The following is a 12,321-nucleotide window of genomic DNA, read 5'->3' on the forward strand; positions in this document are numbered from 1 at the left end:
AGATTATATCTTGCAAACTTTAGCATTGGCAATATCCTTCAAAATTGGAACATAGGAAATCCCCGGGTTTATTCCCTTGCCATTTGTATCGTAAATGTTAAGCTCAATGCCCTTCTTTCTCAACGCCTTTGCAAGCTCAATGATTTCATCCTTAATCCTCTTGCCAAAGAGGGGAACACTTGCCTTTCCGTCGGTTATTAGAAATGCTCTAACTTTGACGGACTTGTCTTTCATCCTCTCTCTATTGGCTAAAAGCAAAAGATTGTATAAAGCGGAGCTGAGAGGAGTCCTTCCTCCAGTTGGAACACTTTCTATTTTCTCAAGCACTTCCCAGTAGTTCTTAGTGGGTGAGACGAATATTTCCGCCTGATTGCCTTTCGCAACTATCAAAGCCATCTTTGACTTCTTGATGTAGCCGCTCTCAACCAGCTTTTCGGCTATTCCCTTTGCAATGCTTATTCTTCTCTTTACTGCCATACTTCCGCTTGAGTCTAAGAGAAGAACCCAGAGCGTAGGAGCCTTTGCCTTCCTAACCCTCACCCGAATGTCTTTCATTTCAAGCTTTATTGGAGGTTTTTTGTCATTTAACACAGCGCAAATAGCCGAGTTGTAAAAATCAACATCCCTTATTTCACCTTTAGAGGGAACGTAAGAGACGGGAATTCCCTTTGGAAAGTTTACCACTGTAATGCTGACGTCTCTTGAGGAGCGATATCCTGTGAATTCGCTTCCATCAAAGTTTTTACTCTCTATCCTTGGGATTTTAGCTTCGATTGAGCGAAAATTTTGCTCTAAACTTCCGATCCCTTGATTTCGAGCGCTTCCACTTTTTTCTTCCTTCTTGTGCTCATGCTTATGGTCGTGTTTATGATCATGATTGTGCTCCTTATCATCTTTAGGCTTTGGGGGCTTCATTTGAGGTGGCTTTTGGAAGGGCTTGTCCCTCAAGCGGTGCGGTAAAGCTAATTCCATAGCTTTTTCCAAATCCTCAAGGGAAACCCTTCTCCTTCCATTTAAAGCGCCTATTGCTTTAGCAGTTTTTATTGTAGTAATTTCAGCTCTGTTGGTCTTTATACCTAAATTAATCACAGTCTCAGCTAAAAGCTTTAGCAAATCATCGCTTATTTCAACTTTAGGCAAAAGCTCCTTCGCTTTAACAATTTTTTCTGTAAGCTTTTTCTCTTCGCTCTCAAACTTCTTGTAGAAGCTTATTGGGTCTTCATGGAATTCTTCAACTCTCTTAACTATCTCTATTCTCTCCTCGGGATTCATTGGTGCTGAAACTTCAACACATAGACCGAATCTATCGAGAATTTGGGGTCTTAAGTCCCCTTCCTCTGGGTTCATGCTCCCAACTAAGATGAAGCGGGCTGGATGTCTAAATGAGATTCCTTCCCTCTCTATCGTGTTCCATCCCATTGCTGCAGCATCTAAGAGCGAATCGGCTATGTAGTCATCTAAGAGGTTGACTTCATCGATGTAAAGCACTCCTCTATTAGCCTCCGCTAATATTCCCGGCTGCAAAGCTTTTTTGCCCTCCCTTAAAAAGCGCTCTACATCAATTGTTCCAACCAATCTATCTATGGTAACGCTCAAAGGCAAGTCAACAACTCTCATTCTTCTTTTGGCAATTGGTAAGCTTTCACCTCTTTCATAGCGCTCATAGCAGCTGTCGCACATCTCTAAGGGGTTCATTGGATTGCAGTTGAACGAACAATCTGCCACAACTTCAATTTCGGGCAAAACGTTAGCCAAAGCCCTAACTAGGGTTGATTTTCCCGTTCCTTTGTCTCCTTTCAATAAAACTCCACCTATTAGCGGATTAACCGCTACACAGAGCAAGGCTAATTTAGCCTTTTCCTGCCCGACTATTGCAGAGAACGGGAAGATTAAGCGTTTTTCACGAGCTTCCATATTTTATCCACCTCCTCAATGTTTTCACTCCAGTGTTCGTCATCCTCAGCCGTGTAGATTTCAATCGTTCCACCTTGAACTTCCCCTTCACCAAGGTATTCCTCCAAAAACCCCTCAATTTCAGAGTAAGCTTCCATGAGCCTTTCAATGAGCTCATCACTCGTCTTCCATAAGCCGCGCTCATAAGCTTCAATCAAGTGCCTTGCAATTTCCTCAATAGCGTAGGGATTATGCTCCTCAAACCATCTCCTCATCTCTTCATCAAGAACATATTTTTGCGCTATTTCATCAAAAATCCAATCTTCAACGAGCTTTGTTGTTGCTTCCCAGCCATAGAGATGAAGAATCTTCTTTGAGAACTCGCTCGCCCCTCTGTAGCCGTGCTTTTTCATTTCTTCAATCCATCTGTCGTTGAGAAGCTTTGTCCTTGTTATTCTTTCAATCTCTACCTTAATATCAACAATTTTAGTATCGCTTATGTCTCTCGTATCGACTTGGATTATATCCACGTTTTTGCCAGTTAGAGCATCTACCGCTGTTTTAAATCCACCGTGATAGGCAAAATAACAGCAGCAGTTCGTTAAGTCGTGCTCGTCACTTATGTGGTTTCTATTGATTACGTCAACGCTTTTGAGGTTTAAAACTAAAGATTCGTGAGCCTCAATACCAAAGGCATCTTTTCCATAAGCATAGCCGCTCCACTGAACCCAAACTTTTGCTAAATCTTCATCCTTCTGCCAACCTGATGACTCAACAGCTAAGTTTACACCAGCTCCATAAGCTCCCGGAGGAGCAGAGAAAACTCTAAACCTCGCGAACTTTTGAGCCTCTTCAAAACTTTTGCCTAATTCAATCAGTTTTTTAATGTGTTCAATGTAATGCTTTTTGATGTAGTTCATCTCTAAGGGTTCATCCAGTGTAACAACTTTTTCTATTGCATCGTCGATGAGATATATGTAATTTGGCAGAGTATCTCTAACAATTCCACTTATCCTAACCAGAACGTCAATCCTTGGTCTTCCGAGCGTTTCTAGGGGAATTACTTCAAGCCCAGCAACTACATCTCCTTTCCAGATAGGCTTAACTCCAAGCAAATAGAGAATTTGGGCTATTTGTTCGCCATCAGCTTTATAACCATCTATACTCCAGAGAACTTGTCCAATGCTTTCGGGATATTTCCCATGCTTCTTCTTATACTCTTCCAAGAGTTTTTCAGCGGTTTCAACTCCAATTTGCCAAGCTGCTTTGGTTGGCAAAGTTCTTGGATCAACTGCATAGAAGTTCCTTCCCGTTGGCAAAATCTCGAACTTTCCTCTTGTTATGGCTCCTGAAGGACCTGGTTCTACATATTCTCCGTTCAGCCCTTTCAAGAATCCCCCATGCTCCTTTTTACACTCAATTATTTTCTTAGCAACTTTAAGGGCTTTTCTAACCGTTTCCTCAAGCTTTTCTTTCTCCTTAACTTTGAATCCAAACTTTTCAATTTCTTCCTTAATAACCCCAAAGCCTTCTCCATTAAGCAAACGCTCTAAGCTTTTAACTGCTATCTTGTGGAAAATCTCCAACAATTCTCTGTTCGTAAATCCATTTGTAGTCTCCAAGGGGTTCTTTCTTATCTTGTCGTAGTCCGCACCTATTGCCTCAGCTATCGCCCTCCTAATCGAAGGAGAAGCGTAAGAATCATAAGCCATTGCCGTGGCAATGTATTCCGCTAATCTCTCGGGTTCTTTTGGTGGATATCCAAAGACATGAAGACCGAGATTAATTTGAGAACCTCTCATCAACTCAACATAGCGGTGGATTTCCTCGATAGTTTCCTCCTCATTTTGAGGATTGTTTAGTTTTATTTTGTTCTCCTCAGCTTTCTCCAAAATCTGTTCGTAAATTTTCTTTCTCCGTGCATCATCTCCCAGGCTCTTTGCTTTTGCATATTGATTCAAGAGCGAATCTAAATCATCCAAAACTTCAGCTATTGCCATTGGTGGATAAATGTGGTCTATTAGCGTTGCATAACTTCTTCTCTTGGCTATGACACCCTCCATGGGATTTGAGACAACGTAAACGTATAAGTGGGGAACATCGTCTAAAGAAGCTTCAGGAACACAAGAAGGAGAAAGCCCAACGCTTTTCCCCGGTCTAAATTCCAAATAACCGTGAGTTCCAAAGTGAATCATGACATCAGCATTAAACTTCCTCGTTATCCACCTATAGACAGCCCACCACTGGTGAGGAGGAGTTATAGTCGGATCATGGAGGATTCTACAAACTTTTCCATCACACCTCGCCCCAGCACAGCCGAACTTTGGCTGTGGAGTAATAAAGACATTTCCAAACTTTATTCCAGGAACAACGAACTTTCCATCATAAACCATTCCAACCAATGTTTTGTCCACTTTTCCTGCCAAAACGTCCTCTGGTCTTCCCCAATCTTTGACTATTTTTTCTCTTAAGTCCTCGGGAAGCTCATTGAACCACTCCAAATAATCCTCCAAGCTCACGAAGTCAATTGCTCCACCATTTTTGACGATTTCTTCCACACTCGTCCATCTAAACTCGCTTATCGCTTTTTTCTCCAAAATCATTTTTATTAGCTCTTCTCCATTCTTTGGAAGCTCTTCACCAACATAGTAGCCTTCTTCTTTTAGCTTGTGCAGAAGTCTAACTATGCTCTCTGGAACATTTAATCCCATTCCCGCTGCAATGCTGGCTTCAAGTCCCTTACAAGGCGGATTTATCAAAACTATCGCTATTTCAACGTCTTTCTTTGGCTTTTTCCTTAGCCCAATCCACTTCTTCACTCTTTTGACGAGGTATTTTATGTGTTCTTCGTATGGCTCGCCCTTTTTGTAGCCCTCAATGTTTTCAGTTCCAGCTATAAATATCGGTTCAATCGCTCCTGCAACTTCTGGAATTATCACCCCATAAACCTGCGTCATGTAATCAACGCCTTCTCTCTCCTTCCACTCTTTGAGGCTTTGATAATAAGAGCGAATTGGGGCAAATACTGGGACGTTCAGCTTTTTCAAATTCTTTAAATCAACGGTGCCAAAGGAGATTAAACTTACCAGTGCCTCAATAACGGGTTTTCCATTTTTTATTAAGAATTCTTCAACAGCTTCACTCTTTTCTTTTCCGAGCCCAGTTGTTGACTCTTTTCCATAGGTAAACACTGGAATGACTCCTAACCCTTCACTTTCAAGAGTCTTGATGAGCTCCTCAATCGGGCTGAATTCTCTGTAAAGCCAAGCACTCCTCCAGAATAGAACTCCAACAAGTGGTCTCTTATCATAAACCTCCAAATATTCATCTAAGCTCTCAAAAACCCCAAAATTTGGGTGGTAGATCCCATGCATTGGAACTTCTTTTGGCTCTTCATATTCTCTCTTTTTACCTGCCAGGTTTGCTAAAAACTTAGCTAAGTTCCTTAGATTCTCCTCACCACCGAGGACGTAGTAGGATTTAGCTTTAACTAAAATCTCCTGCGGAACGTTGTTTAAGCTGTCCATTGAAACAATCTTTGCCCTGTTCTTCTTTATCGTCTCTACAACAACATCCGGAAGTTCGTGGGCATAAATGAAAATTACTTCTGCCCTTTCAACTTTTTCAAGCTCTTTCTCACAGTTCTGTTCTGTTAAAACAATCCCATCGATTTTTTCCTCTTTCAATATTTTCTCAAGCAAAGGTAAAGGTCTTGCACCGTAACCCAATATGAAGCAGATCATAAAACCACCCCCATCACAAGTATAAGGCACAGTATGATAGCACTCCGTGTTGCCATTGAGATGAGCATAATCTTCGTTCCATCTTTAGCTCCATACAGACCAACATAATAGGGAATCAGCACTCTTAGGAAAGTGATATTCGCGAGAACTGATCCAAGAAGGAGAGACCTTATTAGAGCTTTTTCACTTATTAATCCGGCTTTTAAGAGGTTTGCACCGAGAGTATAAGCCGCTATACTGCTTGCCATTGCACTTAATGCCACACTTATTTCTTCTGGTGAAAGAGGAAGGAAAGCTGCAAAATCTTTTACGAGAGAAGTTAAATACTCAAAAAACCCTGCTGCTATGAGTAAGGCGGTTATATAAGTTGCCAAAACCATAGTTTTTAAAATTGGCATTGAGTGCCTCTTAGTTTTTGCTAAAGCCTTTCTTAAAACTTTTTTAAATGGCTCCTGGGAATTTTTGACCTGACCTTGAACATTTTTTATTTGTTTTGGACTCTTAATTAAGAGCTTCCCTGCAAATGCAAAAACCGTTGTTTGAATAAATCCAATAAGAACCAAGATCCCAAAATAAAGTAAGCCAAATGTTCCAAGCGTTGCCAAAAGAACTGGGACTAATGAGTTCCAGTGCCTAACCATTGCAGGAAATGCGTTCATAAGAGAGGCAATGTAGAGTTCTTTCTTACCTATTTTTCCTTCTTTGTAAAAATCTATAAGCATGGCATTTCCTGCCCTCGTATTTAAAAACGCAGTTGCAAATGCTAAAGCACACTCCTCTGGAAGATTTGAAAGCTTAACAAAAGGTTTTCCTATTGGAGAGAACTTGTTAATAACTCCTTTCTCAATTAAAATCTCGGCTATGAATATCCCAACCAATAACCCAGGCACAGAGCGTTTTAAAAAGCTAAATGCGATTTCCGTTGAGGTTATTATCAAGCTTAGCATTACACTACCTCCGTTTTTGGCATGATAACTCTAAATCCATTGAACTCCAAGATGTGAATTGGAACACCGTAAACCTCTTCAAGTATCTCCTCTCTCAAAATCTCGCTCGACTCTCCAACGGCTCTGATCCTTCCTTCTTTAACCAAAGCTATCTTATCTGAATAAATTGAAGCCAAATTTGGATCATGGAGTGTCAGAATTGCTGTAATTCTCTCTTCTCTTGCGAGTTTTTTAATAATCCCAAGGATTTTTACCTGATTTTTGAAATCTAAATGAGCGGTGGGCTCGTCAAGAAGAAGGACTTTTGGCTCTTGGACTAATGCTCTCGCTATTAAAACCAACTGTAATTGACCTCCGCTCAGCTGGGTATATGGTCTGTCTTTAAAACCCTCCATTCCCAAAAGCCTGAGCTTTTCGAGAGCTTTCTCATAATGTTCTTCCCTTGGACTTTCAAAAACGCTGAGCTGAGAGGCCAAGCCCATAACGACGACATCTAAAACTGTGTACGGGAAAGGAGGGTAATGGGATTGAGGAACGTAACCAGCTAACTTAGCCCTCTCCTTTAATGATAAAGAGTGAAAATCTCTGCTATCTATGAAGACGCACTTTTTCTTTGGCTTTAATAACCCATAGACATTCTTCAAAATCGTGGTTTTTCCACTACCGTTTGGACCCAATAAAGTTAAAATCTCGCCTTCCTTAACCTCGAAGCAAACATTTTCAACGCTGAAATCGCCATAACTGAATGATAATCCTTTAACTTTAAGCATGCCAACCACCGCCCGTCTTTCTCAATAGATAAGCAAAGAAGGGTATCCCAAGTAATGTGGTTAATATCCCAATTGGAATCTCATAAGTGGCTATTGATCTCGCTAAGGTGTCTGCTAAAACCATAAAAGAAGCTCCAAGGCTTATTGAGAGAGGGATTAGCTTCTTATGGTCGGGTCCAAAAGCCATTCTAACCATGTGAGGAATCATTAAGCCAACCCATCCAATTATTCCACAAAAAGCGACAGAAGCAGCTGTTATAAGTGAAATGATTAAGATAAAGACAAACTTCAACTTTTCAGTCTCAACTCCAACAAGCTTAGCCTCCTCTCCAAAGGATAAAACATTCAACTGCCAGCGCATTAGAGATATTATAATGCATCCAGCAAAAATAATTGGAAATGCTACTTTAACAGAATGCCAATCAGCATTAGCAAAGCTCCCCATAAGCCAGTAAACCACACTCGCCAATTTTTCGTGCTCCATCAAAAACTTCAATAGCGAAGTTAATGCGGAAAAGAATGCATTAACTATAACACCAGCCAAAATTAGTGATACTGGGGTTATTCTTCCACCTATTTTAGCAAGAGACGTTGTCAAAAACACTGCAAGCAGAGCAAAAGCAAATGCTAAAGGAGTAACGCCCAAACCTAACGAGAGTCCTATGGCTAATGCAGCTCCAAAAGCTGCCCCAGAGGAAATCCCTAAAATATAGCTATTGACAAGGGGATTTCTAAATATTGCCTGCAGAACTGCTCCAGAGACTGCTAAAGCTGAGCCAACAATCATAGCTAAAAGAACCCGGGGGAGTCTTATTTTAAAGAGAACCGTTTGATAAACGCTTGGATATGGAATTTGAACATCAAAATAAAGCTTTCCAAGGGTTATTTTAGCCAAAACACCTGAAATAAGTTGGAGAGATTTTAGGAGCACCATATTTATTATGTCAACCATCGGCATGTGATATGCCCCAATAAACAGGCTTATGAAGAATGCAAAGATTGGAGAGGCTAAAAGAAAAAGAAAGAGAAATCTTCTCATCATTTCACCCCTCTATCTTGTAGAACTTCTGGAGTATCTCATTGTAGATTGGCTCCCAGTCGGGATAGTATTCTGGATAAATTAGTCCACCCATTTGGTAGACTCCCACAACTATCCTTGGACCCCAGTCTAGGAATCCTTTAGAACCGGCCAAAATTCCGTAAACATGCCCTTCCTTAACTGCTTTAATTTCTCTCCATCTTGGGTCGTTTTTTATGTCGTTCACAGCTTTTTCAAGCGTATCTTGACTGAAGGAGGTTACGATTATAACATCAGCTTTGTCTCCCCAGTATGCAATTATCTTCTCCAAATCAAGCTTCGGCCACTGGGTGTCGAACTCTTTGTCGTAGGCTAAGTTGTGAGCACCAACGAGCTCAACGATGCTTGCCCAAGCACTCCCTTTTGCATAAACTGTGATTGGGCCGTTTATATCTTTGGGAGCATTTATGATAATGACGTTCTTCTTTTTATCCGCTGGAATTTGGCTGGCTATTTTGTTCACTTCTTCCAACTTGCTCTCCATCCAATTTGAAAGCTCCTCAGCTTTCTCTTCCTTCCCAAAAACTTTCCCCAAAAGCTCTACAACTTTAACGTTATCCTCCACACTTTTGGCAGTTAATGCTATAACTGGAATGCCGATTTCTTCTGCTTTCTCAATTGTCTCCTTGTCCTTGTATTTGCCTCCATACCAGTCAACGATTATTAAATCTGGCTCTAAGCTTGCAACACTTTCCCAATTAAGGCCTTTAAATGAACTCCCCACTGCTGGCTTTTGCTTAACCTCCTCAGGGACATAAGGATTATTTGGAACGTACTTTCCAATGCCAACAATTTTATCATCTAAACCAAGTATGTGAAGAATCTCGGTCCAATAACCTGTTAAAACAATTATTCGTTCTGGAACTTTCTCTAAAGTTACATCTCTTCCTGCAAAGTCTGTGATTACTATTTTTTCTTGAGTTTCTGTTTGAGCATGAGATGCACTTGTTGTCTTTTCTTGGGTGGTTGAGGTGGAGGCTGTTTCCATTGGAGTCTTTTGGACACATGCACTGTTGAATGCTAAGATGGATATTACAAGCAGCGCCAACAACATCTTGCTACTTTTCATAAATTTCACCACCAATCGTGCTACTATTTTTCTTTTTGGTGACACTACAAAGTGCAGAAATAATTTTTTAAGGGTTTTTCAAACAGAAGGTGATTAACCAAAAGTTAAAGAACAAAAGCCAATTCCTTATGATAGGGCTTCTTTAAATTACTCTCACCATTTTTTCGACCCACGGAGAAATTCTAACCTTGATGTATCCTTTGAATTTCTCATCTACATCTTTATTTCCAGTATAAACTCGTAGTGGCTTTTGGACTTTTGATGGAGTGGCCACTACAATAATATCTTCTTTGGGAAGGTGTTTCAAGACTTCTGGTGAAAACTGCTGATTACCTCGTCCAAACAGAAAGTTAAGTCCCCCGACTACAGTGACAATTATTTTAGGTTTATTTTTCACAAATTTTAGCAGGTCTCTTTCCTGAGCATCTTTTACAAGAAGTTTTGCTTTTCCATTTTTTATCTCTACAATATCAATCCCTAAGAGGGTCCCATTTATACTGAGCAAGTCTTTTATTTTCTTTACTGTTGAACCGGCTCCGAGGAAGTAAATCCCATCTTCAAGTTCTCCTACAAGAGCCTCTGCTATTGCATCTAACTCTTCCCCTTCATCAAGGGGGGTAGACTCTTTAGCTCCTTGAATAAAGGTTTCAATATAAGGAGTAAGGGCAGTTCCATAAGTTCTCGCTTTTACTTCATCATGTCTGTATGCATTTTCGTCTAGGTCAAGAATCTCCCTTTCGACAAGTTTTGCATTGCCTTTTGCAAGTTCTACCAAAAGTCTTGCAGCATCCTCCGGGGAAGTTGCAAAAGTTCCTGAAAACATTTTAACACCAGTTGGAATACCTAAGATGGGTTTTTTCTTATCTATTGCCTCGTAGATATCCCTTGCAGTTCCATCACCACCAGCAAAGAGGATTATATCAACTTTCTCGTTCATAATGGTTGCAAGTTTTTTTGTATCTTCTTTAGTAGTATCTGGTATTTTGATAGTAAGGATCTTCTTTTCCCCTATTTTTCTGTATCTGATAACTTCATAAGGAAAATTGAATTCTTTAAGAGCATCTTCACCCAATCCATCTGGTCCAGTTACGAATTCCACATTTATATCGTAATGGGAGAGCTCTTTTAGGAACAATTTTGTGATTTCAATTGCAACTGGTTTTGCTCCTCTTTTTATGGCCTCTTCTACAACCCCATCAGTTCCCTTAAGGGCCACTTTTCCACCCATTCCTGCTATTGGATTTACTATTAGACCAACTTTCATTTTCATCCCTCACTGGTATTATTCCTTTCAGTGAAAGTTTAAACTTACCGCATGTATTTTCTTGCAAAGACCGTCAAGAAGACTGCCCACATGAACATTCCGAATAGGGCTTCAAGTGAAGCGAAGATTCTCCCTATTCCAATAGGATGGAGATCTCCATAACCGAGCGTTGTAGCTGTTACTATGCTAAAATATTCGTAATCCCAAAAACTTTCAAGGGGGACGCCGAAACTTGTGACACTTTTTGTGAAATAGAAAACTGATGGGAATATAATGTTAACCATGAAAATCCAAATTAGAATTGGTCTTTTCCAGTCTGTCCCGTATTTACATGTTAAGTCTGCAAAAAACCACTCAAAAACTCCCTCAAGGAGGTGGATATAGTGCTTTGCTTTTACTTGGACTTTTCTGAAATGTAGAGATGGTAGCTTTACTCCAATTCCAAGTTTAGGTAGATATGTCATATATCTTCCCATCTTCTGCTTTCTTCTTGCAAGCATCTCTAAGTAGTAGTACATATCTGCTTTTTCTTTGTCTCCACTTTTCTCCCAGCTAATTCTAGCTAATCTGTAAAAGAACTCCTCCATCGTAGGATTATTAAAACGACACTTTTCCAAAATTACAAACCCTTTAACAGTCAATTCAGCTGGCAAGTTTGGGAGTACAGTGAGATTCCATGTTATGTCCCCGTAAAAAGTGACATTCCTAAATACTAGGTTATTTTGAACTGTGGTGTGAATAAACTCGGGGATTCTTAACCGCCCACCCCTTATTTCAACATGCCCAGAGATCTCCAAATTCTCCAGTTGTAGAATACTATCGAGGTTTCTTATAAAAACTCTAACTTGTCTCTTGAACCTTGGGCTCGGATCAAATTCAACGTTCTTGATGATAAAGATTTTCGCCTTAACGTGCTTTCTTGAAATGCCTGAGAAGTTAATTCCGTGCTCTTCTAATACATCTTTAAGCAAGGGATAACGTGAATTTATGCCTATCCTTCTAACCTTCTTAAGCTCAGAAAGTTCTATTCTTCCATATACTGCCTCTTTTTCTCCATACTCTTCCTCATGGGGTTTCATACCTTCTACATGTTGTACAGAGTTCATCATAATGTATCTCACTATACTTTCACGGATGTAAATTGAGTTTCCAAACTTCACATCTAGCAGGTTAAATCCGAAGAATGTTGAGCCTTTAACCCACAGAGTACCTATAGTCGACGAGAGGATAATTACCCGTTCAATTTCACATTTGTACAGGGTTATTCCTTTTAGATGAGAACTTTCTACAATGAGTGTTTTTATCTTTGAGTTCTTGAAAACAAGGGGTTTTTTGCTCGTTAAGTTTGAGATCTTTGCCTCATAAAGCTGAATACCCTCAAAATATCTTACCCCTCTTTCTAACTTTCTTTTAAACGCTCTTTCTTTTATTTCTTTGATTTTCTCACCATAGAGAAGTTCACCCTCTTCAAAGGGGATGTGAAGTGAACAATACTTTGAACCGGATATGGCTTTTATTCTACATTTCTCCCCGTTTTCAAATGTATATTCACACATA

General features: G+C 40.1%; 8 protein-coding genes. All 8 read right to left on the reverse strand.

Going from position 1 to position 12,321, the window contains the following annotated elements; all coding sequences use genetic code 11:
- Nucleotides 1–3: 3 nt before the first annotated feature.
- Entirely contained in the window at nucleotides 4–1,914 is a 1,911-nt protein-coding gene (locus K1720_RS07285; RefSeq protein ID WP_251948072.1) for an ATP-binding protein, read from the reverse strand.
- Nucleotides 1,890–5,636 carry a cobaltochelatase subunit CobN gene (gene cobN, locus K1720_RS07290; protein ID WP_251948074.1) on the reverse strand — a complete coding sequence of 1,249 codons (3,747 nt, stop codon included), beginning with the start codon at nucleotides 5,634–5,636 and terminating at the stop codon, nucleotides 1,890–1,892. Before cobN ends, K1720_RS07285 begins: the two co-directional genes overlap by 25 nt.
- A complete protein-coding gene (locus K1720_RS07295) occupies nucleotides 5,633–6,583 on the reverse strand; it encodes a hypothetical protein (RefSeq protein ID WP_251948075.1) in 951 nt (316 codons plus the stop codon). Before K1720_RS07295 ends, cobN begins: the two co-directional genes overlap by 4 nt.
- Entirely contained in the window at nucleotides 6,583–7,353 is a 771-nt protein-coding gene (locus K1720_RS07300) for an ABC transporter ATP-binding protein (RefSeq protein ID WP_251948077.1), read from the reverse strand. The genes K1720_RS07295 and K1720_RS07300 overlap by 1 nt, the downstream gene beginning before the upstream one ends.
- On the reverse strand, nucleotides 7,346–8,392 hold the full coding sequence (locus tag K1720_RS07305) for a FecCD family ABC transporter permease (RefSeq protein ID WP_251948079.1): 1,047 nt from the start codon (nucleotides 8,390–8,392) through the stop codon (nucleotides 7,346–7,348). Before K1720_RS07305 ends, K1720_RS07300 begins: the two co-directional genes overlap by 8 nt.
- A 4-nt stretch (nucleotides 8,393–8,396) precedes the next feature.
- Nucleotides 8,397–9,500 carry an ABC transporter substrate-binding protein gene (locus K1720_RS07310; RefSeq protein WP_251948081.1) on the reverse strand — a complete coding sequence of 368 codons (1,104 nt, stop codon included), beginning with the start codon at nucleotides 9,498–9,500 and terminating at the stop codon, nucleotides 8,397–8,399.
- Nucleotides 9,501–9,642: 142 nt separating this feature from the next.
- On the reverse strand, nucleotides 9,643–10,764 hold the full coding sequence (locus K1720_RS07315) for an ATP-NAD kinase family protein (protein ID WP_251948083.1): 1,122 nt from the start codon (nucleotides 10,762–10,764) through the stop codon (nucleotides 9,643–9,645).
- Nucleotides 10,765–10,808: 44 nt separating this feature from the next.
- Nucleotides 10,809–12,320, reverse strand: coding sequence for a potassium channel family protein (locus tag K1720_RS07320; protein WP_251948085.1), 1,512 nt, complete (start codon nucleotides 12,318–12,320; stop codon nucleotides 10,809–10,811).
- Nucleotide 12,321 lies beyond the last annotated feature (1 nt).

Origin of the sequence: Thermococcus argininiproducens (genome assembly GCF_023746595.1) — an archaeon.
Classification (GTDB): Archaea; Methanobacteriota_B; Thermococci; order Thermococcales; family Thermococcaceae; genus Thermococcus_A; species Thermococcus_A argininiproducens.